This is a genomic window from Siculibacillus lacustris (assembly GCF_004328075.1).
In the GTDB taxonomy this organism is placed as follows: Bacteria; Pseudomonadota; Alphaproteobacteria; order Rhizobiales; family Ancalomicrobiaceae; genus Siculibacillus; species Siculibacillus lacustris.
Genome location: NZ_SJFN01000044.1, coordinates 14,353 through 35,372, shown reverse-complemented (window position 1 = coordinate 35,372; position 21,020 = coordinate 14,353). Strand labels below are relative to the sequence as shown.

Below are 21,020 nucleotides of genomic sequence, written 5' to 3'. Positions count from 1 at the left end.
CGCCGTAGCCGACGCCCTTCAGCGACGAGATGATGCCGATCGACAGGCCGTCGTAGGGCGACAGCACCGCGTCGACCCGCTTGCCCTTGCCGGAGTAGAAGGCCGACAGGAGGTTGTCCATGCGGGCCTGGGCCACCGCGCCGTCCCAGCGCAGGGTCGAGACCTTGTCCATGCCGGTCTGGCCGGAGCCGATCACCAGCTTCTTGGAGTCGATGTAGGGCTGCAGCACCGACATCGCGCCGTTGTAGAAGAAGAAGGCGTTGTTGTCGTCGGGCGAGCCGCCGAACAGTTCGATGTTGAACGGCCCCTTGCCGGCCTTCAGATCGAGCGCGCTCTCGATGTAGGAGGCCTGGATCACGCCGACCTGGAAGTTGTCGAAGGTCGCATAGTAGTCGACGTCGGCCGAGCCGCGGATCAGCCGGTCATAGGCGATGATCTTGACGTTCTTCTCGTGCGCCTTGTGCAGCACGTCGGTCAGCGTGGTGCCGTCGATCGCCGCGATCACCAGGACGTTGACGCCCTTGGTCACCATGTTCTCGATCTGCGCCAGCTGGTTGGGGATGTCGTCGTCGGCGTACTGGAGATCGGCCTTGTAGCCCTTCTCTTCCAGATACTTGACCATGTTCGCCCCGTCCGCGATCCACCGCGCCGAAGACTTCGTCGGCATCGATACGCCGATCGAACCCTTCTCCGCGGCGGTCGCGTCACCGGCGACCACCGCCAGCGTCAACGCCGCCGTCGCCAAGGCGACCGTCTTCAGAGTCTTGACGAAATGCCACATGCGTTCACTCCCTCGTCGTCTCGCTGCGTGTTGCGAACCGGGTGCCCGCTTTCCTGCCCGCAGCCGCAGCAGGAGCGTTTCGGATGTTCCCGTTCATTCCGTTCCGAGGAGTCCCTCGAATGTCTCGAATTTCGGCGGCCGTGCGCCGGACGCCGGCGGGGCCGCGGCCATCGGCGCGCTCAGGGGCTCACGACGGGTGCGGAGCGTGATCGGCCGAAGACGGCGGAGCGAATCGCGGCACGCGCCGGTCGCCAGGACCCTGCCGCTCGCGGTCGCGGCGACGATCGGGACGGCGAAGGCGTGCGCGGCGCGCATCCGCGCCCTGTGCGAACCGAAACCTCCGGCCCTCCGATGACCGAGCACCGATCGACACATCCTCGTCCTCCCGGGCGATACCGGATTCCCGGCTGGCCTCTCGTTCGCATCACCGTATCACCGCGATCGCCGAACACAAGGAAAAACAAGTTTTCATAAGAAAGGCAAAGAATCGCCGCGCCGGCCGTCGCTCAGCGTTCGACCGGCACCACCAGAACCTCGAGACCGGCGCTGCGCAGCTCCTGGACGAGACGCGGATCGGCGCCGTCGTCGGTCACCAGGAGATCGGCGGCGGCGAGCGGCGCGACGAAGGCCGAGGCGATCTGGGCGAGCTTGGTGTGGTCGGCGAGCACCACCACGCGGGCCGCCGAGGCGATCATCGCCTGCTTGATCTCGGCTTCCGCGACGTTGGAATTGGTGAAGCCGCGCCGCGGATCGATGCCGTTGCAGCCGAGGAAGGCGACGTCGGCGTTGATCCGCTCGAGCAGCGTCGTCCCGAGCGGCGCGACCAGCGAATGCTGCAGCGGCCGCAGCGTCCCGCCGGTGACGATGATCGTCGAATTGCGCCGTTTTTCCAAGGTCAGGGCGATGTTCAGGCCGTTGGTGACGACGGTCAGGTCGAAGAACTCGCCGTCCAGCGATTCGGCCATCGCCGTGGTCGTCGAACCGACGTCGACGATGATCGTCTGGCCGTCGCGCACCAGCGCCGCCGCGGCCCGGCCGATCGCTCGTTTGGCCTCCGGCTCCGACCGCCGGGTCAATTCCAGCGGCTGTTCGAACCGCCGATCGCCGATGGCGATCGCGCCGCCACGGCTGCGCACCAGCTGGCCGGCCTCTTCGAGCTGGCGCAGATCCTCGCGGATCGTCACGTGCGAGACGCCGAGCATTTCGGACAGCTCGAGCACGGTCGCCTGCTCGCGCTCCCCGAGCGTCGCGAGGATGACCTGATGGCGTTTCGTCGCCTTCAATGAAGCCACGGGCCGCCTCGATTGGTTTCGGTTTTGTGACGGCGGCGAGCCTACTCGCTTTCGTTGTCTTTCGAAACTGCGATTCGCAGCGGGCCGACCCGTCCGCCGTCCGTCGCGACGCCGCACCGCCCCCGCCGGGGCCCCAAAAGAGCCGATCGGCGCCGCTCGCGCTGGACATCGCCGCGTCGCCGGGCCCAAATGCCCGGCCGGATCCGCCTCGAGCTGGAAGAGAGATCGCCATGCTGCTGTTGCTCGACACCGCCGACGTCCGGGCCATCGCCCGCGCCATCGACCTGTTTCCGATCGCCGGCGTCACCACCAACCCGACCCTGATCGCCCGCGAACGGCGCCCGCTCGGTCCCCTGCTCGACGAGATCCGGGCGATCCTCGGCGCCGGCGCGATGCTCCACGCCCAGGTCGTCGCTCCCGACGCCGAGACCATGGTCACCGAGGCCGAACGCCTGCGCGATCGGCTCGGCGCCGGCTTCCACCCCAAGGTGCCGGTCACGGCGCAGGGCCTCAAGGCGATCCGGCGGCTCGCCGACGCCGGTTTCGCCCCGACCGCCACCGCCGTGGTGACGCCGCTGCAGGCGCTGATCGCCGCCCGTGCCGGCGCCGCCTTCGTCGCGCCCTACGTCAACCGCGTCGACGCGATCGGCGGCGACGGCGTGCGGGTGGTCGCCGACATCGTCCGCCTGTTCGACACCCACCACCTGCCGACCCGCCTGCTCACCGCCTCGTTCAAGAGCGCCCAGCAGGTCCTCGGCGTGGCGCTGGCCGGCGCCCATACCGCGACGCTGGCGCCCGACCTGCTCGACACCCTCCTCGCCCACCCCCTGACCGACGCCGGCGTCGAGGGCTTCCTCGCCGATTGGGCCGGCGCCTACGGCCCCGCCACCACCGTGCTCGACCTGCTCCCGGGCGACTGAGCGGCGGCGGCATCGCCCGCGGTGCCCGCCGCGCGGCCCAGTCGGCGCTTCGCTTGGCGTCACGGAAGGTTGCGTATCTCAAGACGCCCGACGCAATTCGGACACGAATGGGAAATGAATCCCTGATTCGATCGTCGGAAAACGCCGGGAAAGAAAGAATTCATCTTATCTTGTTCTACTGATCCCCTGTCGAATCAGCGGATCGGGCATGACGACTCATTCCATCGACGCCAGTGGCGGATACGAAGGCAGCGGCCGATTTCTCGACGTCTATCCGACGTCCGGGACGCTGCTGACCGTAACGTTCGACATGTATTCGCTGCCGGACCACCTCGTCGTCCGTTACGGCGGCAAGATCATCGTCGACACCGGCCTGATGAAATATTCCCATGCCGCGACGGTCTACCTGCCGCCCGGCGGCGCGGACACCGTCGAGGTGATCCTCGCCAGCAACGACAGCGGCACCGCCTGGTCCTACCAGATCTCGGCCGCCCCGGCCGGCTGGGTCACCGGCCCGATCGCCCTGGCGACCGTCGCCACCTGGAGTTGGGACGCCGCGTCGGCCCGTTGGACCGGCACCGGCGGCCTGACCGTCGGCCGCAGCGACGGTATCGCCGCGCTGCTCGCCGTCGACGGCGGCGCCGGCTGGTACGGCGCCACCGCCTTCGGGGTCACCGACGGCGCCGTCGCGGTGACCCTCGGCGGCACCTCGCGCATCCTGTTCCACGGCGACTTCACCCTGGCCTATGCCGACGGATCGGTGGCCGCGGTCACCGATGTCGGCGGGGCCGACGAACTGCGCCTCGGCACCGAGGACCTGATCGTCGACACCCTCGCCGTCGATCGCCGCACGGTCCGCGCCGGCGTCCATTTCGCCCTGCCCTGGCCGCTCGGCGGCCAGTCGGTGGTCGCCACCCTGGTGATCCAGTATGGCGTCGTGGCCTTCGGCGACAGCGGTGTCCTCGCCCTCGACGATGCCGCCTTCCGCCTGTTCGACATCCTGGCGGTCACGGCCAGCGACCAGACCCTGATCGCCGGCACCGCCGACGGCAGCTTCGACTACCGCGCCCGCTTCACCGTCACCGGCCTGTCGAAACTGTTCGGCGAATCTGTCGACTTCGCCCTCCTCGGCGAGAACCGCGTCGCCGTCACCCCCGATGGCGCGACCCTGGTCGGCCGGCTGATCGCCACCGGCGACTCGGTCTGGGACGGTTGGCGCTTCCGCGATCTCGCGCTCAACCTCGCCCCGGCCACCGGCGAGGTCACCGGCACCACCACGGTGGTGGTCCCGGTCGGCGTCGGCGGCCTCGCCCTCGCCGCGAGCCTCGACTTCACCGAGGGCGACACCGTCCAGCTGTCGACGGTGACCTTCGCCGCCACCGGCCTCGCCCTCGATCTGCCGGCGCTGGCGACGGCGCGGCTGACCTCGGTCGCCGGTACCCTCGCCCATGTCGCCGAGGACGACGCCGCGCCGCCGGCGATCACCGGCACCTTCGGCATCGCCCTCGGCCGCGCCGCGATCGGCACGCTGACGGTCGCCGGCACCCTCGACGGCACGACCCTCACCGGCACCGCCACCCTCGATCTGGTGGCGAGCACTATTTTCCACGCCACCGGCGCCCTGACCCTCGGCTGGGCCGACGGCGCCCTCGCCTATGCCGCGACGGTGAGCCTGTTCTCCGGCTTCTTCACCTGGACCGGCACCCTCGCCGCTCGCTCGACCTTCGACTTCGGCTTCTCCGGCACCGCCACCGTGACCTTGCCCGACGGCGCGGCGCGCTTCCTCGGCACCACCGTCGCCGCCGTCACCCGCGTCGAATTCTCCGACGACGGCGATCTCTCGAACGATTGGGCCGCCGCCTGGACGACGGTGTCCCTGTCGGTCCTCGGCGCGACTTCCACCGCGGCGATCGGCATCCGCGAGCGCTTCGACGGCAAGAGCGAATTGATCGGTCTGGGCAGCGTCGCCTCGGGCGGCAGCGCGGCGATCGATCTCGCGACCGCGGCCGGCACCACCGGCGCGGTCACCGTCGCCGCCGCGGCCGGCGGCGCCAGCCCCCGTGTCTTCGTGATCTCCGCCGCCTGGACGGTCGCCCAGACCGGCGCGGTCGGTCTGCAGGTGATCCGTCCCGACGGCACCGTCGTGAGCGAGGCCGGTTTCGCCGCCGCCGGCATCGAACGGCTGGAGGAATTGTCGACCGCCACGTCGGTGGCCATCGCGCTGGTCGACCCGAGCGCCGGGACCTGGACGCTGGGTTTCGTCGATCCGACCCCGCTCGGCAGCGTCTCCTATGTCGCCGGGCTGGTCGAGACCGCCCCGACCCTGACGCTCGCGAGCCTCCCCGCGCCCGCCGGCGACGGCCGCGTCACCCTCGGTTACACCGCCGTCGATCCCGATTCCGTGGCCCGCCTGTCGCTGTGGTACGACACCGACGGCAGCGGCGCCTATGTGTGGGACACCACCGGCCTCGCCCCCGGCACCTATCACGTCTACGGCGTGCTCTCCGACGGCGTCGCCGCGCCGGTGGTGACCTATGCCGCCGGCACCGTGACCATCGGTGGCGCCGCCGATCTGGCGGTGAGCCTCGCCGGCCCCTCCGCCACCCTGGCGATCGGCGACTCCGCCACCTGGACCGTGAACGTCGCCGATCTCGGCACCCTCGCCGCGACCGCCGCCACCCTCACCTTCGTGCTGCCCGACGGCTTCGCCTTCACGTCCGCGTCACAGGCGGTGACCGCCGATGGCCGCACCCTGACCTTCGATCTCGGCACCGTCGCCGCCGGCGCGGCCTCGACGATCACCGTCTCGGCGGTCGCCACCGGGGTCGGCGCGGTGTTCGTACCCCCCGCCGGCGTCGCCAACGACACCTTCGCCACCGCCACCGTCCTCGACGGGCGCTTCGCGCGAATCTGGGACGCCGAGGTCGCCGGTTCGGCCACCACGCCGCACGTGTCGATCGACGCCACCGGCGACGGCTCGATCGACACCTATGCCTTCACCGTCGACGCCGCCGGCCGCACCGGGGTCTTCGACATCGATCGCAGCGTCGGATTCGATTCCTGGTTGGCGATCTACGACGCCAAGGGCGCCCGCCTCGCCTTCGCCGACGACGGCGGCCTCGATGCCGGTTCCTCGACCACCTCGGATTCCTGGCTCTCCTACACCTTCGCCGCCGCCGGCACCTATTACGTCCAGGTGTCGAGCTATCCCGGCGGCACCGGTCGCGGCATCGCCACCGGCGCCGCCTATCGCCTGAACCTCGCCCTCGACGGCGGCCTGACCGCGCCCCTGCTCGCCACCGCCACCGTCGCCACCCCGACCTACGACTCGGTCGCCACGAACGATTCCGTCACGTCGGCGGTCACCGTCACGGCGCCGGCCGCCACCACCGACCTGACCCTGACCGCGGTGGCGCCGGCCGCCACGGCGGTGGTCGGCGCGTCCTTCACCTATCGCCTGATCGTCACCAACAACGGCGGTGTCGCCGCCGCCGACGTGGTGATCCACGACTGGGCGGTCGGCGGGGTGATCACCGGCTGGTCGGGCAACGGTACCGGGTCGCTGCGCGACGACGGCATCGATCTGACCCTGACCTCGCTCGCCGCCGGCGCCTCGGCCGAATTCGTGCTGACCGGCACCTGGATCGCCATGGGCACCGGCGTGCTGACCGGCGCGGTGACCAGCGACACCACCCTGATCGGGCTCGCCGACGATTCCCGCAGCGACCAGGTGGTGGTCGGCGCCGCCGATCCCGAAGCCGCCGATCTGTCGCTGACGATCGACACCGCGACCCGCGACGCCTCCGGCGCCGCCCGGGCGGTGATCACCCTCGCCGACGCCGGGCCGGGGCTGGCCAGCGACGTGGTGGTGGCGATCGTCCTGCCGGTCGGCGTGAGCGTGGTCTCCGCCAGCTCCGATCAGGGCACGTGGGACGCCGCGACCGGCCTGTGGACGGTCGCGAGCCTGCTCGCCGGGACGCAACGCAGCCTGACCCTGGTGTTCTCGGGCGCCACCCCGCCGTTCGGCACGGTCTCCGCCTCGATCGTCGCCGCCGGCCAGTCCGATCCGGATTCGACCCCCGGCCGCATCGTCGCCGGCGACGACGACCAGGTCTCCGCCCTCCTCGCCTTCGGCACCTACACCAGCCTGACCGGCACCGCGGGGGTCGACACCCTCACCGGCACCGCGGGCGCGGACCTGATCCGCGGTCTCGCCGGGGCCGACGTGATCACCGGCGGCGCCGGCGCCGACGTGCTGGTCGGGGGCGCCGGCAACGACACCCTCATCGGCGGCGCCGGGCGTGACGTCGCCCTCTATGCCGTCGCCTCCACCGCCGCGACCTGGACCCGCAACAAGGCCGACGGCACCTGGACGGTCACCGCCGGCAGCGACGGCACCGACAAGCTGACCAGCATCGAGGCGCTGCGCTTCACCGACCGCGACGTGGTGTTCCTGTCGCCCGCCGCCCCCGCCGCGGATGTCAACGGCGACGGCCGTTCCGACCTCCTCTTCGCCAAATCGGACGGGACGCTGGCGACCTGGATGCTGGCCGATACGGCGATCGCCGTGGGCGGCACCATCGGCAATCCCGGGACCGCATGGCGGCGGGTCGCCACCGGCGACTTCGGCGGCGACGGCAAATCCGACGTGCTGTTCCGCAAGGCCGACGGCACGCTCGCCACCTGGACGCTCTCCGGCACCACCATCACCGGCGGCGGCACCCTCGGCAATCCCGGCCGCGCCTGGGCGCTCGCCGCCACCGGCGACTTCGACGGCGACGGCTCGACCGATCTCCTGTTCCGCAAGGCCGACGGCACGCTCGCCACCTGGCTGGTCGGCGCCTCCGGCCTCGTCGGCGGCGCCACCCTCGGCAATCCCGGCGCCGATTGGCAGGTGCTCGGCACCGGCGACTTCGACGGCGACGGCACCGCCGACCTCCTGCTGCGCAACGGCACCACCGGCGCCTACCGGACCTGGCTGGTCGCCGCCGACGCCCATGCCGGCGGTGCGAACCTCGGCAGCCTCGGCGCCGCCTGGGTGTTCCGGGCGATCGGCGACTTCAACGGCGACGGCACCTCGGACCTGCTGTTCCAGAACACCGCGACCGGCACCTACGCCACCTGGGACGTCGTCGGCGACGCGATCGTCGGCGGCGGCACGATCGGCAATCCCGGCGCCGCCTGGACGCTCGACGGCATCGGCGACTTCGACGGCGACGGCCGTTCGGACCTCCTGTTCCAGAAGACCGACGGGACGCTGGCGACCTGGCAGCTCGGCGACACCTCGATCGTCGGCGGCGGCACGCTGGGCAATCCCGGCGCCGCCTGGACCTTCAAGGGGATCGGCGACTTCGACGGCGACGGGCGCTCGGACATTCTGTTCCAGAAGACCGACGGGACCTTGGCGACCTGGGACATGGCGGGGACGACCCAGATCGGCGGCGGCACGATCGGCAATCCCGGCTCGGCCTGGGTGTTCCAGGGGATCCGCGACCTCGACGGCGACGGCCGTTCGGACATCGTGTTCAAGTCGGCGACCGACTCGACGCTGGCCGCGTGGCTGATCAACGACACGACGATCGTCGGCGGCGGCACGCTCGGCAATCCCGGCACCGCCTGGACCCTGATCGCCTGAGATCCACCAAGAGAGAGCCCCGAGGGGGCCGGCGGCAGACGCCGGCCCGTGCCGCGCTCAGGGGCGGCAGACGCGGACGCTGCGCCACTGCACCCGCGGGCGGTGATGGCTCATCACCGTGAACCGCTGCCGTTCGATCCGACAGTTTCCGCGGTGCTCGCGCGGACCGCGCTGATCGTAGCGATCGCGCTGCTCCTGCACGCCCGGCGGTCCGAATTGCGCCGCGGCCGGCGGAACGGTCGCGAACAGCAGGCTGCCGGCGAGGAGGGCGAGGGTGGCCGAGCGGAACATGGCGGGGTTTCCTTGGTCGAAGAGCGAGCGGTCGGCCCGGAGCGCGGCCCGAAGCTGCGCCGCGACCGCACGCTAACCCGCGCCGCCGCCACCACGGCAGGCTCGGAATCTACCCAACGCCGCGCGGACGATCGGCCGCGCGATCGTCGTCGCGGCCCACCCGGTCGTCCGAAGCGAGTCCGAGGCGGAAGTCCCGAGCCCGCGGGAGGCGCGCACTCGATCCGCCCCGCCGTCAGATCCCGCCGAACCAGTTGAAGCCGCGGTCTTCCCAATAGCCGCCGGGCTTGGTGTTGGTCACCTCGATGGCGGTGATCCACTTGGGGTTCTTGTAGCCGAGCTTGGTCGCGGTCCGCAGCCTCAGCGGGAAGCCGAAGGGATCGCCGATCGGATCGTCGCCGTAGCGCGTCGCCAGAATCGTCTGGGGATGCAGCGCCGTCGCCATGTCGATCGAGCCGGTGTAGTCGTCGGCGCATTTGAAGGCGAGGTAGCGCGCCTTGGTGTCGGCGCCGATGCGCTCCAGGAACAGCCGCAGGCTCACGCCCTTCCAGTGGCCGACGTAGTCCCAGCCCTCGACGCAGATGTGCTTGGCGATCAGCTCCGTCTCGGGGAGATCGTACATCTGGGCGACCGTCCACGGCGTCTTGTTGCCGATCCGCCCCGCCAGTTCGAGCTTCCAGGTCGAGGCCGCGACCGGCCGCACGTCGCCGATGCCGTAGAAGGCATTGTAGCGCGGCGGATGGGCGACCTGGTCGAGCGCATAGGTCGGGGCGAGGTGATCGGGGCGGAACAGCGCCGCCTGGACGGCGTCGTTGAATTCGCTGACGGCCCGCAGCGCCGATTGCACCGAGCCTTCGTGGCCGACGTCGCAGCCGGTGAGCATCACCAGACTGCCGAGCGACAGGGAGCCGCGCAGCAGCCCCCGCCGATCGATGCTCGCCACCAGTTTGCGATTGTCGTCGAACACGGCCTGCCCGATCGGGGTCGGTCGCCGGAAGATCGAGCCGAGGCGTTGGATGGTCATGACGGATCTCCGGTCAACGGGTCGCGGGAGGGGCGGAGGGGGCGAGTGCGCGGTCGGCCGGGTCCTCGAGCGGACCGCCGGTGACCATCGCCACGAGGGTCTTGGGCACCAGCAGCGCCAGCGCGACATGGACGACGAGGAAGCCGGCGATCGCCCCGAGGCCGGCGAAATGCAGGATGCGGGCGGTCTGGAACGAGCCGAACAGGGCGGCGAACTCCGAGAACTGCACCGGCTTCCAGATCGCCAGACCGGTCGCGACCTGGAGAACGACGATCGCGATGACGCCGAGATAGAGCAGCTTCTGGACGCCGTTGTAGTGGCGGATGTCGTCGTGGCCGAGATGGAGGCGCAGCGCGTCGCGGACGGTGGCCACCACCTCGCGCGGGTCGACCGGCAACAGCTTGCGGCGGAAACGCCCGGTCACCAGGCCGTAGGCGAGATAGACCAGCCCGTTGACCCCCAGGATCCACATCGCGAAGAAGTGCCACTGCAGCGCCGTCTCGGGATGGCCCCCGAGGGTGATCGCCTCGGCGAAATAGAGCCCGTTCAGGATCGGATAGTCGTCGTAGATCTTGAGGCCGCTGAACAGCAGCATCAGGATCGCCAGCGCGTTGATCCAGTGCATCACGCGCACCGCCACGGGGTGCAGGCGACGCGGTCGGCGGGGCGGCGGGCGGGTGGCGTCGGGCATGGCTGATCGTCTCCTCGAGAGCCGGTTCGGCGGCCGGCGGCGGGACCGCGCGGGGCACGGGCTCACGCCGCCCCTCTGACCCACCTTTCGCGCGAGGAGACGCAAACGTTACAGGCGCGCCGCCGCCGACCGGCGGTTCGGCGGTCTTTGCCTGCGGGACGCGGACACGCTTTCGTGATGGAGATTCCGACGGGGCCGGCGGCGCGTCACGCCGGCGCGTCGGCGCGATCTTTCGGCCACAGAAAGACGCAGGTCGCCTCGGCGAGGTGCGCCTTCACCCGCGGCGTCGCGAAGTCGAGGAAGGCGCGCAACTTCAACGGCAACAGGCGTTCGCCGGTGTGGACCAGATTGACCGGCAGCGGCGGCGGTTCGAGATCTTCGAGGAGGACCTGCAGCGTCCCGGCGCGGGCGGCGGCGGCGGCCTGATAGCAGAGCACCCGGGTGATCCCGACCCCGGCGACCGCTGCATCGATCGCCGCCTCGGCGGTGTCGACCACCAGACGAGTCCGCGGCGTGATCGAACCGGACGGGAACCGCCACTGGCCGGCGGTGGCCAGCCCCGAAAAGGTCACGCAGACGTGTCGGCCGAGATCGTCGAGATCGCGCGGCGTGCCGTATTCGGCGAGATAGGCGGGACTGGCGCAGACGATCTGGCGGATCGTGCCGATCCGGATGGCGACCAGTCCGCTGTCGGGCAGCGCGCCGATGCGCAGCGCCACGTCGACCTGATCCTCGAGCAGATCGACCATGCGATCGGCCAGGACCAGCCGGATGTCGATCTCCGGATAGGTGCGCAGAAAGTCGGTGACCACCGGCAACAGGTGCAGCCGCCCGAACACGATCGGCGCGGTGATGATCAGATCACCCTTGGGGGTGCGGAACTCGCCCGCAGCGATGCGCTCGGCTTCGTCGACCTCGTCGAGGATGCGCCGGCAGGCGGCGATATAGGCCACGCCGGCGTCGGTCGGGGTCAACTGGCGGCTGGCCCGATTGAAGATCCGCGTGCCGAGATGGGCCTCGAGCTCGGACACCTTGCGGCTGACGGTGGCCAACGGAACGCCGAGGCGACGCCCGGCCGCCGACAGGCTGCCGGCTTCGACCGCGGTCAACAGGATCGACATGGCTTCGAGGCGGTCCATGGATCTTCCGATTTTCGAGAGGGTAGCTTCCGATCTTGCCGTCTATTGGGGGAAATTGGAAGCCTCTAGGTTCCGGTCATCGGGTTGCCCCCGACACCCCGCCAACCGAAATCAGGAGCCCCCCAATGTCCCGTCTGCCGATCCCCGCCACCATCGCCGATGCGCCCGCCGCCTCCCGTCCGCTGCTCGAAGCCGTCAACAAGCAGCTCGGCGTCGTGCCGAACCTGTTCCGTCTGGTCGCCACCAGCCCCGCGGCGCTCGAAGGTTACCTCGGCCTCAGCGGCGCGCTGGGCAAGGGCACCCTGCCCGCCCAGACCCGCGAGCGCATCGCCCTCGCCGTCGCCGAGATCAACGGCTGCGACTACTGCCTGTCGGCCCACAGCTACCTCGCCAAGAACCTCGCCAAGCTCGATCCGGCCGAGATCACCGCCAACCGCATGGGCACGTCGAACGACCCCAAGGCCGACGCCGCGGTGCGCTTCGCCGCCAAGGTGGTCCGCGACCGCGGCCACGTCGGGGAAGACGCCCTGAAGACCCTGCGCAGTGCCGGCTACGACGACGCCCAGGTGATCGAGATCGTCCTCCACGTCGCCCTCAACACCTGGACCAACTACATCAATTCGGTCGCCGCGACCGACATCGACTTCCCCCTGGTCACCGCCGGCAAGGCGGCCTGATCGAAGACGCCGGACCCCGCCCGTCGGCGGGGTCGGCAGACCCCGGTCGCCCCCCGTGCCGCCGGCTCACCCCCACTCCGTTCATCCCCCGTCCCATCCCCCACGTCGGCCGACCATCGGCCGCGATCCCCAGAGGAGTCTCCCATGACCCGCATCACCTTCGCCGTCGCCGCTCTCGCTCTCGCCACGTCCTTCGGCCCGGCGCTCGCCGATTCCACCGCCGGCCGCAATCAGGTGGTCTCGGCCGAGCAGACCGCCCGCACCGTCGCTCCGGTGGTCGAAGGCCGCCAGTCGGCGCCGGTCGCCGAAGTCTCCGGCACCACCGCCGTCGAACAGGCGATCATCGACCGCAACCTGCCGAAGATCGGCAACGGCAACAACTGAGCCCCGCCCTCTGCCACTCCCTGCTCATCCCACTTCATCGAAAAGGAATTTCCCCATGACCCGCATCACCTTCGCCGTCGCCGCTCTCGCTCTCGCCACCTCGTTCGGCCCGGCGCTCGCCGATTCCACCGCCGGCCGCAACCAGGTGGTCTCGGTCGAGCAGACCGCCCGCACCGTCGCTCTCGTGGTCGAAGGCCGCCAGTCGGCGTCGATCGCCGAAGTCTCCGGCACCACCGGCGTCGAACAGGCGATCATCGACCGCAACCTGCCGAAGATCGGCAACGGCAACCACTGAACCCGAAACCCCGACCCGGGGCGGTTCGGCCGGCGACGGCCACCGCCCCGGGGGAGGCCCGAAGACCGACCCATCCACCGGAGGATCCCGCCATGAGCCGCCCGCCGCTTCCCCCCTTCTCGCTGGAGACCGCCGTCGAGAAGGTCCGACTGGCCGAAGACGCCTGGAATTCGCGCGATCCGGCGCGGGTGGCGCTGGCCTATACGCCCGACAGCCGCTGGCGCAACCGCACCGACTTTCTCCAGGGCCGCGCCGCGATCGAAGCCCTGCTCACCGCCAAATGGGCCCGCGAATTGGACTACCGCCTGATCAAGGAGATCTGGGGCTTCCGCGTCGACCGCATCGCGGTCCGCTTCGCCTACGAATGGCACGATGCCGAAGGCCAGTGGTTCCGCAGCTACGGCAACGAGAACTGGGAATTCGACGCCGACGGGCTGATGCGCCGCCGCATCGCCAGCATCAACGACGCCCCGATCGCCGCCGGCGATCGCCTGTTCCACTGGCCGCTCGGCCGTCGCCCCGACGATCATCCGTCGCTGAGCGACCTCGGGTTGTGAGGGTTCGACCATGGACGATTCCGCGTTCCCGGCGGCGAGCGACGTCGCCTTCTCGCCGTCGGTCAAGGCGGTCCAGACCCGCAAGGGATCGCGCCGCGCCTATGCCCGGGTCGAGGCGGGCGACGGTTGGCCGACCCGGGTCACGCCCGAGCTCGCCGCCTTCATCGGTACCCAGACCAGCCTGTTCCTGGCGACCGCCAACCGTGACGGCCAGCCCTATGTCCAGCATCGCGGCGGCCCGCCGGGCTTCCTGCGGGTGATCGACGAGGCCACGCTCGGCTTCGTCGACTTCACCGGCAACCGCCAGTTCATCACCCTCGGCAATCTCGCCGACAACCCCAAGGCGCTGTTGTTCCTGATCGACTACGCCACCCAGCGGCGCATCAAGATCTGGGGCACCGCCCGGGTGGTCGAGGACGACCCGGATCTGGTGGCGTCGCTGATGCCGGCGGATTATCGGGCGCGGCCGGCGCAGGTGATCCTGTTCACCGTCGCCGCCTGGGACGCCAATTGTCCCCAGCACATCCCGCAGCGTTTCGAAGCCGCCGACGTCGCCGCGGCACTCGCCGCGCGCGACGAACGGATCGCCACCCTCGAGGCGGAAGTCGCGGCACTCCGGGCGGCCGCCGCCGCGCGCGGCTGACCGGCGGGATGGCGTCGTCGGCGTGCCCCGCTCACCACACCAGCAGGCGCCGCCCGAGCAGCGCCCCGACCCCGGTCACCGCGGCCGAGGCGATCACGTACCAAGTGGCGAGGAACAGCGGGCTGTCGTCCGGGCAGTGCCAGGCGTAGAAGGCCGCGGCCATGCCTGCCGCCGCCAATCCGGCGACGGCACCGGCGCGGGTCGGGCTTTCCGGTGCCGCGCGCCGCATCGCCGTCAGGATCGCCGCCAGCGGCACCGCCGCGAACACCGGAATATAGACGAGGCACCAGCCGGGGTTACGGCCGACCAGACGCTCGCCCCAACTCGCCGCCGGGGTCATCGCCAACTCGAGGGCGACGGCGATCAGCACCGCCGCGAGCGGCAGCAGCAGCAGTCGTCCGGCGCCGACCACCGGCACGCCGGGACGCCCGATGCGGTCGAGCAGGACGATCGCCAGGACGGCGACCGCGGCGGTCACCCCGATCTTGAAGGCCACCCGCGGCTGCAGAATCGCCGTGAGCAGATCGTGGCGCAGGTGGACCTGGAAGACGAGCAGGACCGCACACACCGCCAGACCGACGCCGAGGGCGACGGCGATCGCCGGGCCGAGCGGTTCGCGGACTTGGGTATCGGCGGCGAGCAGCCGGATCAGGTCATCGGTCTTCACGTGGTCTCACTCCGGTAGAGGGCGGCGAGCGTCTTCAGCGCCCGATGCAGGGCGACGCGCACCGCGCCTTCGGTCATCTGCAGCCGCGCCGCGGTCTCCTTCACCCCGGCGCCGCCGAGCGAGATCGACCGCACGATGTCGCGGGCCGGATCCTTCAGGCGATCGATCAGCCGTTCCGCATCGGCGAGGTCGTCCGCCCCGTCGTCCGGTTCGACCCCGAGCGTCTCCAGCACGTCGTCGAGCGGCACCGCGATCCGACCGCCACCGCCGCGTCGCCGCTGCAGGTCGACCGCCCGGTTGCGGACGATCGTCGCCAGCCACGGCCCGATCGGCCGGCTCGGATCCCAGGTGCCGCGCTTCAGATGCACGGTCACCAGGACGTCCTGGACGACGTCTTCGGCATCGCTCAAGGGCATGCCCCAGGCACGACACCGCCGGCGGGCGATCGCCCGCAGATGCGGCGTCACCGACTGCAGGAACGTCCGGTAGGCGATTTCGTCGCCGCCGATCGCTCTGCGCATCCACTGCGACCACTCCTCGCTCTGCGCCACGGACATCCGGTCCCATTCCCCATACGCAGGCAACCGGCGAAACGTTACCGGAAATCGTCTTCGCGAGCGAAATCCACGAAGATCGCCGCCACGATACGACGCGCGGGCGCGGGGGAACAGTCCGAGGACGGAGCAGAATGGGCGCGCGGACGCCGCCGCGGCGGGGCCGGCGCGGCGGCGCAACCTTTCGTGGCCCGTCAGCCGACGGCGCGGCTCATCTCGACCATGCCGTCGTCGAAGGCGACCGCCGGCCGCCAGCCGAGCTCGGCGACCAGACGCGAGGAATCGGCGGTGATGTGGCGGACGTCGCCGAGGCGGAAGCGACCGGTGACCACCGGAACGGGACCGTCGACGGCGCGGGCCAGCGCCACCGCCATGTCGCCGACGGTGCGCGGCGTGCCCGAACCGACGTTGAAGGCGCGCACGCCCGTCGTGTGCCGCTCGCAGGCCAGGATGGTGGCGGCGGCGACGTCGCGCACATGGACGAAGTCGCGGCGCTGGCCACCGTCCTCGAACACGCTCGGCGCCTCGCCGCGCCTGAGCGCCGACAGGAAGATCGCCGCCACCCCGGCATAGGGCGTGTCCTTCGGCATGCCGGGGCCGTAGACGTTGTGGTAGCGCATCGCCGCCACCGAACCGCCGGTGACCCGCGCCCAATTGCTCGCATAGAACTCCTGCGCGACCTTGCTGGTGGCATAGGCGTTGCGCGGATCGAAGGCGGTCGTCTCGCCGACCAGGGTCGTCCCGAGGGTCCGGCCGCAGTGCGGGCAGGTCGGCTCGAAGGCGCCGGCGGCCATCGCTTCGGCCCGCCGCGGCGCCGGTCGCACCGCGCCGTGTTCGGGGCACTGCGCCTCGCCCTCGCCATAGACCACCATCGAACTGGCCAGCGTCAACCGGCCGACGCCCTTGCGCGCCATGGCGGCGAGCAGCTCGGCGGTGCCGAGGTCGTTGGTCGCGGCGTAGTCGGGCAGATCGCCGATGTCGACCCCGAGCCCGACCTTGGCGGCGAGATGGATCACCGCGTCGATGCCGTCCAGCGCCCGGTCGAGGACCGCGCGATCGCGGACGTCGCCGGAAAACACCTCCGCGCCGTCGATCGGACGCGCGCCCTGGTGGACGTCGGGGCGGAAGGAATCGAGCACGCGGACGGCGTGGTCGCGGGCGAACAGCCCGGCGACGACGTGACGGCCGATGAACCCGGCGCCGCCGGTGACCAGAATGTGCATGGGTCGATCCTCTCAGGAACGGGTTTCGCGGCGGGCGGCATCGATCGAACGCGTTCGGGGCGCGGGGGCGAGCTCGCGCCACAGGCGCAGGAAGGTGGTGGTGATCTTGAACGCGGCGCGCAGGCCCGCGATCGCATTGCCCGACACTTTCGAGACCCCGCCGCGCCGGCGACGATGATCGACCGGCGGCTCGGCGATCCGCAGCCCCGCCGCGGCGGCGCGCATCTGCATTTCGAGGTTCCAGCCGTAGGTCGCCTCGGTCATGCCGAGCGCGGCGAGCCGCTGCGGCCGCATCGCCCGGAACGGCGACATGTCGGTGAATGTCACGCCGTAGACCAGCCGGATTAGGACGCCGGCGATCCGCCCGGCGACCACTTGCTGCGGCGTCAGGCTGCCACTCTCGCGCCGGCCGGTCAGCCGCGACCCCATCACGAAATCCGCCCGCCCGCGGGCGATCGCCCCGACGATCTCGGGAATGAACGCCGGCACGTCGCTGCCGTCGCCGTCGAGGAAACAGACGATGCCGGTATCGGCCGGCAGCGCCGCGACGCCGGCGGCGCAGGCCCGGCCGTAGCCGCGCCGCGGCTCCGACACGACGCGGGCGCCGGCGGCCCGCGCCACTTCGGCGGTGCGGTCGGTCGAGCCGTTGTCGACGACGATCACCTCGTCGACCCCGACCGCCAGGATCTCCGCGACCAGGGGACCGATCGCCGCCTCTTCGTCGAGACAGGGCAGGACCACGCGAACGATTTCGTCGCCGGATGGAAAGCGCATGGGGATCTCCTCAGGACTCGCGGGGAAGGGAAGCGGACAGGGGACCAAGCGGGCCGGTCGCCGCGCTCGAATGGGCGGCGGCGCGGGCCTCGAGCACATGGCGGCCGCGTTCGATCAGCCAGGTGCCGACCAGCGCGGCGATCCAGGCGCCGTTCATCACCGTCTTCCAGATCAGGAAGCGGGTGACCTGATCGTCGGGAGTCGGCCACCACACGTGCAGCAGCGTCGCCGACAGGGTGGCGACCCACAGGATGCCGCCGTCGAGGAGCGACACGAAGGGCACCAGCGCCAAGTAGTACCAGGGGTAGTTCGGCGACAGGAAGAACAGGCCGACCAGCAGCAGCATCACCGCGTCGCGGACCTGCTCGCGCGGCGGGTAGAAGGCCGGCCGGCGCAGCACGTGGAGCGCGCCGAGGCCGAGGGAGATCACCGCGATCGCCAGATAGGCTTCGAGAATCCCCGGCCGATTGCCGAAGAGCGCCCGCGCCAGGGCCACCAGCCAGAACCCGCCGCCGTCGACGAAACCTTCCTGGTGAATGTACACGGGCACGAAGCCGAGCACGTCGGTGCCGACGCCGATGTAGGGCAGGTAGAGGATCGCCACCAGCGACAGGACGAGCAGCGGCGCGCGCAACTCCCACGGCCGCCAGAAGATCGGCAGCAGCACGATCGCATAGGGCTTGACCAACACCCCGCAGGCGACCACCAGCGCCCCGAGCACCCGCCGCCGCAGCACCAGCAGCAGCACGCCGGCGACCGCCAGCATCGCCATCAGCGCATCGGCATGGCCGGCATTGGCGATCTCCCAGATCGCCAGCGGATGCCAAGCATAGGCGACGATCAGCGACCGCGGCCGCTCGAGCCGCCGCAACAGCACCAGGAGTGCCGCGACGATGCCGATCTCACAGGCGACCAGCGCCAGCCGCATCGCGTCGAGCGTGTCGGCAAACCGCGTCGCCAGGAAGAAGAACATCTGCGCGACCGGCGGATAGGCGGTCCGGGCATAGTCGGCGCGGTTCATGTTCGGGAAGATCGCGGTGTCGCGCAGGGACGCGAGCGCCGGATCGGCCGGGATGTAGCGGAACGGATTGATCCCGGCGCCCTGGACACGGCCGTCCCAGACGTAGCGATAGACGTCGGAGGACAAGAGCGGCGGCTCGGCCATGGCCAGCACCCGCACCACCACCGCCACCGCGACGACGATCGCCAGCGCCGCGCCTTCCGGCGCGCCACGGATCACCAACGAGGCGACGAGTGCGACGATCCCGGTCGCCATCATCACCAGGACGAAGCCGGATTCGCGATGGACCTCGAAGGCCCAAGGGGCGGCCGCGGTGAGCGCGATCATCACCAGACCGAGCAGGGCGAGGAGGACGAGGCGGCTCATCGGGCGACCCGCCGCTCGGCGGGGGTGGCGACGAAGGCCGGGGCGAAGGCGGGCGTCGCGGAATCGTCGAGCCGGGCGAGCCAGGCGGCGGTGGTCGGTGCCGGCATCCGCGCGGCACCGTCGCAGGCGAACGGCAGCGGTTCGCCGGCGAGATCGGCGCGCAACACCGCCAGCGTCTCGCGATCGTCGACGTCGTACCACATCGGCACTTCGTGGACGGTGAGGCCGATCGCCCGCGCCCGTTCGACGGTCAGGCGATGGACGTCGGCGGTGCTCCACGGCATGTCGGCGAAGAGTTCGGGATGCGGCCGCGACAGGCCGATGAAGGTGTAGCCGCCGTCGAGCGCCGGACACAGCACCACGCAGTCCTCGGCCAGGAGCCGGTCGACGGCCGCCGCGAAAGAAGCGCGCGGCAAGGTCGGGCTGTCGGAGCTGACGATGATCGCCGCGCCGTGGCCGAGCGCCAGCAGATCGCGGATGCCGGCGTCGAGCCGGGCGCCGAGATCGCCGTCGCTCTGCAGCACCAGGCCGAACGGCGTCGGCAGCAGCCGCGACAGCCGCGCTTCGCTGCCCGCCGGGGTGTAGAGCGCATGGCCCACCACCCGTCCGTCGGCGGCGAGATCGGCGAGATTGGCCGCGAGATCGCGGATGAAACAGGCCGACAGCTCGGCGCATTGCGCCGGCGTCAACGGCGGCGACAGGCGGGTCTTCGACTTGCCCGCTTCCGGGGTCTTGCAGATGATCGCGACGGCGGCGGTGGTCATGGGGCAACTCCTCGTTCGGTCGGGGAAACGCGGATTGGATCGTCGGGCGCGTCGACGGCGCCGAGCCCGTGCAGGGCGCTGTCGAGGTCGGCCCACAGGTCGTCGGGATCTTCGATGCCGACCGACAGGCGCAGGAGATCGTCGGGGCAGAACGGCCCGGCCCCCTCCATCGAGGCGCGGTGTTCGATCAGGCTCTCGACGCCGCCGAGCGAGGTGGCGCAGCGCCACAGCCGCACCCGTCCGGCGACCGCCAGCGCCGCGTCGGCGTTGGCCAAGCGGATCGACAGCATGCCGCCGAACCCGCCGGTCATCTGGCGCAGCGCCACCGCGTGGTCGGGATGGTCGGGCAGGCCCGGATAGAGCACCTCGGCGACCGCCGGATGGGCGACGAGGCGCCGGGCGAGCGTCGCGGCGCTGGCCGCCTGGGCCTTCACCCGGATGGCCAACGTGCGCAGGCCGCGGGCGAGCAGCCAGGCGTCGAAGGCGCCGAGGCCGGTGCCCTGGTCGGCGCGCGCCTCGGCGATGCGGCTCCACAAGTCGCTCGGCCGCGCCGCGGCGAGCACCCCGGCGCTGACGTCGGAATGGCCGTTGAGATATTTGGTCGCCGAATGCATCACGAGGTCGGCGCCGTAGTCGATCGGCCGGGTGAACACCGGCGTCGCCACGGTGGAATCGACGCAGACCACCGCGCCGACCGCATGGGCCAGCCGCGCCACCGCGGCGATGTCGGTGATCCGCCACAGGGGATTGCTCGGCGTCTCGATCCACACCAGATCGGGCGGCCGCGCGTCGATGGAGGCCGCGAGAGCTGTGAGATCGGTGGTGTCGACGAAGGCGATGGTGTGGCCGAAGCGGCCGATGCCGGCGAGCCAGCGCTTGAGGCCATAGTACATCGACGCCGTGGCGATCACGTGCGACGGCCGGTCGAGCGCCATGATCACCGCGATCGCCGCCGACATGCCGGAGCCGAACAGCATCGCCGACCAAGCCCGCTCCATCGCCGCGACCGAGGCTTCGGTCTGGCGCAGGGTCGGGTTGTCGGCGCGGCCATAGACGTGATCGGAGGCGTAGGCGTAGCTCTCGTCCCGGGTGTAGGTGGTCGACAGGTGGATCGACCCGACCAGGCCGTTGCGGGGGGCATCGTGCCCCATCGGCATCTGCACCGCCTGCGTTCGCAGGCGCAGCTCCGCACCGGGTTTCGCGTCCATGGGGGCTCCTTCGCACACCACCCCATGGGCGGCGACGTGACGAGTTTCAGGCGATGGTCGGGCGTTGGGCACGTGTCCCCGATGCGATCGGGCCGGCATGCCCTGCCGTCATCGGGA

20 protein-coding genes are annotated in these 21,020 nt (G+C 71.0%); 7 read left to right on the top strand and 13 right to left on the bottom strand.

Features of this window, described 5'->3' with window-relative positions:
* Both EYW49_RS20460 and EYW49_RS20455 read right to left on the bottom strand, forming a co-directional pair.
* On the bottom strand, window positions 1-781 hold a 781-nt coding region (locus EYW49_RS20460; RefSeq protein WP_131311488.1), incomplete at its 3' end, for a substrate-binding domain-containing protein.
* A gap of 506 nt (window positions 782-1,287) precedes the next feature.
* On the bottom strand, window positions 1,288-2,073 hold the full coding sequence (locus EYW49_RS20455) for a DeoR/GlpR family DNA-binding transcription regulator (protein WP_131311487.1): 786 nt from the start codon (window positions 2,071-2,073) through the stop codon (window positions 1,288-1,290).
* 230 nt (window positions 2,074-2,303) lie between these two features.
* Between EYW49_RS20455 and EYW49_RS20450 the strand changes: the two genes are divergently transcribed.
* Complete coding sequence (locus EYW49_RS20450) at window positions 2,304-2,993, top strand: transaldolase family protein (RefSeq protein ID WP_131311486.1); 690 nt, start codon at window positions 2,304-2,306, stop codon at window positions 2,991-2,993.
* Between the two features lie 208 nt (window positions 2,994-3,201).
* The gene (locus EYW49_RS23640; protein WP_131311485.1) at window positions 3,202-8,628 is read left to right on the top strand and encodes a beta strand repeat-containing protein; all 5,427 of its coding nucleotides are present in this window, start codon (window positions 3,202-3,204) and stop codon (window positions 8,626-8,628) included.
* 57 nt (window positions 8,629-8,685) lie between these two features.
* On the opposite strand, the gene EYW49_RS20440 is transcribed toward EYW49_RS23640, so the two are convergent.
* The 4 genes from EYW49_RS20440 to EYW49_RS20425 form a co-directional block, all read right to left on the bottom strand.
* Window positions 8,686-8,919, bottom strand: coding sequence for a hypothetical protein (locus EYW49_RS20440; RefSeq protein WP_131311484.1), 234 nt, complete (start codon window positions 8,917-8,919; stop codon window positions 8,686-8,688).
* A 232-nt stretch (window positions 8,920-9,151) separates the two neighbouring features.
* On the bottom strand, window positions 9,152-9,940 hold the full coding sequence (locus EYW49_RS20435; protein WP_131311483.1) for a molybdopterin-dependent oxidoreductase: 789 nt from the start codon (window positions 9,938-9,940) through the stop codon (window positions 9,152-9,154).
* A gap of 13 nt (window positions 9,941-9,953) precedes the next feature.
* The gene (locus EYW49_RS20430; protein WP_131311482.1) at window positions 9,954-10,631 is read right to left on the bottom strand and encodes a cytochrome b/b6 domain-containing protein; all 678 of its coding nucleotides are present in this window, start codon (window positions 10,629-10,631) and stop codon (window positions 9,954-9,956) included.
* A 206-nt stretch (window positions 10,632-10,837) separates the two neighbouring features.
* Entirely contained in the window at window positions 10,838-11,770 is a 933-nt protein-coding gene (locus tag EYW49_RS20425) for a LysR family transcriptional regulator (RefSeq protein WP_131311481.1), read from the bottom strand.
* A gap of 125 nt (window positions 11,771-11,895) precedes the next feature.
* Between EYW49_RS20425 and EYW49_RS20420 the strand changes: the two genes are divergently transcribed.
* From EYW49_RS20420 to EYW49_RS20400, 5 genes are all read left to right on the top strand, one after another.
* Window positions 11,896-12,447 carry a carboxymuconolactone decarboxylase family protein gene (locus tag EYW49_RS20420; RefSeq protein WP_131311480.1) on the top strand — a complete coding sequence of 184 codons (552 nt, stop codon included), beginning with the start codon at window positions 11,896-11,898 and terminating at the stop codon, window positions 12,445-12,447.
* A gap of 144 nt (window positions 12,448-12,591) precedes the next feature.
* Complete coding sequence (locus tag EYW49_RS20415) at window positions 12,592-12,831, top strand: hypothetical protein (RefSeq protein WP_131311479.1); 240 nt, start codon at window positions 12,592-12,594, stop codon at window positions 12,829-12,831.
* Between the two features lie 55 nt (window positions 12,832-12,886).
* Window positions 12,887-13,126 carry a hypothetical protein gene (locus EYW49_RS20410; RefSeq protein WP_131311478.1) on the top strand — a complete coding sequence of 80 codons (240 nt, stop codon included), beginning with the start codon at window positions 12,887-12,889 and terminating at the stop codon, window positions 13,124-13,126.
* A gap of 92 nt (window positions 13,127-13,218) precedes the next feature.
* A complete protein-coding gene (locus tag EYW49_RS20405; RefSeq protein WP_131311477.1) occupies window positions 13,219-13,683 on the top strand; it encodes a nuclear transport factor 2 family protein in 465 nt (154 codons plus the stop codon).
* Window positions 13,684-13,693: 10 nt separating this feature from the next.
* Window positions 13,694-14,326, top strand: coding sequence for a pyridoxamine 5'-phosphate oxidase family protein (locus tag EYW49_RS20400; protein WP_131311476.1), 633 nt, complete (start codon window positions 13,694-13,696; stop codon window positions 14,324-14,326).
* 31 nt (window positions 14,327-14,357) lie between these two features.
* On the opposite strand, the gene EYW49_RS20395 is transcribed toward EYW49_RS20400, so the two are convergent.
* From EYW49_RS20395 to EYW49_RS20365, 7 genes are all read right to left on the bottom strand, one after another.
* Complete coding sequence (locus EYW49_RS20395) at window positions 14,358-14,993, bottom strand: NrsF family protein (protein WP_131311475.1); 636 nt, start codon at window positions 14,991-14,993, stop codon at window positions 14,358-14,360.
* The gene (locus tag EYW49_RS20390; protein ID WP_131311474.1) at window positions 14,990-15,550 is read right to left on the bottom strand and encodes a sigma-70 family RNA polymerase sigma factor; all 561 of its coding nucleotides are present in this window, start codon (window positions 15,548-15,550) and stop codon (window positions 14,990-14,992) included. The genes EYW49_RS20395 and EYW49_RS20390 overlap by 4 nt, the downstream gene beginning before the upstream one ends.
* 191 nt (window positions 15,551-15,741) lie before the next feature.
* Window positions 15,742-16,770 (bottom strand): NAD-dependent epimerase/dehydratase family protein, encoded by a 1,029-nt coding sequence (locus EYW49_RS20385; RefSeq protein WP_131311473.1) that lies wholly within the window; start codon window positions 16,768-16,770, stop codon window positions 15,742-15,744.
* 12 nt (window positions 16,771-16,782) lie between these two features.
* On the bottom strand, window positions 16,783-17,544 hold the full coding sequence (locus tag EYW49_RS20380; RefSeq protein ID WP_131311472.1) for a glycosyltransferase family 2 protein: 762 nt from the start codon (window positions 17,542-17,544) through the stop codon (window positions 16,783-16,785).
* A gap of 10 nt (window positions 17,545-17,554) precedes the next feature.
* A complete protein-coding gene (locus tag EYW49_RS20375) occupies window positions 17,555-18,931 on the bottom strand; it encodes a hypothetical protein (protein ID WP_131311471.1) in 1,377 nt (458 codons plus the stop codon).
* Complete coding sequence (locus EYW49_RS20370) at window positions 18,928-19,695, bottom strand: TIGR04282 family arsenosugar biosynthesis glycosyltransferase (protein ID WP_131311470.1); 768 nt, start codon at window positions 19,693-19,695, stop codon at window positions 18,928-18,930. The genes EYW49_RS20375 and EYW49_RS20370 overlap by 4 nt, the downstream gene beginning before the upstream one ends.
* Window positions 19,692-20,903: a trans-sulfuration enzyme family protein gene (locus EYW49_RS20365; RefSeq protein ID WP_131311469.1), complete on the bottom strand. Its 1,212-nt coding sequence runs from the start codon at window positions 20,901-20,903 to the stop codon at window positions 19,692-19,694. Before EYW49_RS20365 ends, EYW49_RS20370 begins: the two co-directional genes overlap by 4 nt.
* Window positions 20,904-21,020: the final 117 nt, after the last annotated feature.

Coding starts and splice junctions, on each gene's coding strand:
- EYW49_RS20450 (WP_131311486.1), top strand. CDS start 2,304: ATGCTGCTGTTGCTCGACACCGCCGACGTCCGGGCCATCGCCCGCGCC.
- EYW49_RS23640 (WP_131311485.1), top strand. CDS start 3,202: ATGACGACTCATTCCATCGACGCCAGTGGCGGATACGAAGGCAGCGGC.
- EYW49_RS20440 (WP_131311484.1), bottom strand. CDS start 8,919: ATGTTCCGCTCGGCCACCCTCGCCCTCCTCGCCGGCAGCCTGCTGTTC.
- EYW49_RS20435 (WP_131311483.1), bottom strand. CDS start 9,940: ATGACCATCCAACGCCTCGGCTCGATCTTCCGGCGACCGACCCCGATC.
- EYW49_RS20430 (WP_131311482.1), bottom strand. CDS start 10,631: ATGCCCGACGCCACCCGCCCGCCGCCCCGCCGACCGCGTCGCCTGCAC.
- EYW49_RS20425 (WP_131311481.1), bottom strand. CDS start 11,770: ATGGACCGCCTCGAAGCCATGTCGATCCTGTTGACCGCGGTCGAAGCC.
- EYW49_RS20420 (WP_131311480.1), top strand. CDS start 11,896: ATGTCCCGTCTGCCGATCCCCGCCACCATCGCCGATGCGCCCGCCGCC.
- EYW49_RS20415 (WP_131311479.1), top strand. CDS start 12,592: ATGACCCGCATCACCTTCGCCGTCGCCGCTCTCGCTCTCGCCACGTCC.
- EYW49_RS20410 (WP_131311478.1), top strand. CDS start 12,887: ATGACCCGCATCACCTTCGCCGTCGCCGCTCTCGCTCTCGCCACCTCG.
- EYW49_RS20405 (WP_131311477.1), top strand. CDS start 13,219: ATGAGCCGCCCGCCGCTTCCCCCCTTCTCGCTGGAGACCGCCGTCGAG.
- EYW49_RS20400 (WP_131311476.1), top strand. CDS start 13,694: ATGGACGATTCCGCGTTCCCGGCGGCGAGCGACGTCGCCTTCTCGCCG.
- EYW49_RS20390 (WP_131311474.1), bottom strand. CDS start 15,550: ATGTCCGTGGCGCAGAGCGAGGAGTGGTCGCAGTGGATGCGCAGAGCG.
- EYW49_RS20385 (WP_131311473.1), bottom strand. CDS start 16,770: ATGCACATTCTGGTCACCGGCGGCGCCGGGTTCATCGGCCGTCACGTC.
- EYW49_RS20380 (WP_131311472.1), bottom strand. CDS start 17,544: ATGCGCTTTCCATCCGGCGACGAAATCGTTCGCGTGGTCCTGCCCTGT.
- EYW49_RS20375 (WP_131311471.1), bottom strand. CDS start 18,931: ATGAGCCGCCTCGTCCTCCTCGCCCTGCTCGGTCTGGTGATGATCGCG.
- EYW49_RS20370 (WP_131311470.1), bottom strand. CDS start 19,695: ATGACCACCGCCGCCGTCGCGATCATCTGCAAGACCCCGGAAGCGGGC.
- EYW49_RS20365 (WP_131311469.1), bottom strand. CDS start 20,903: ATGGACGCGAAACCCGGTGCGGAGCTGCGCCTGCGAACGCAGGCGGTG.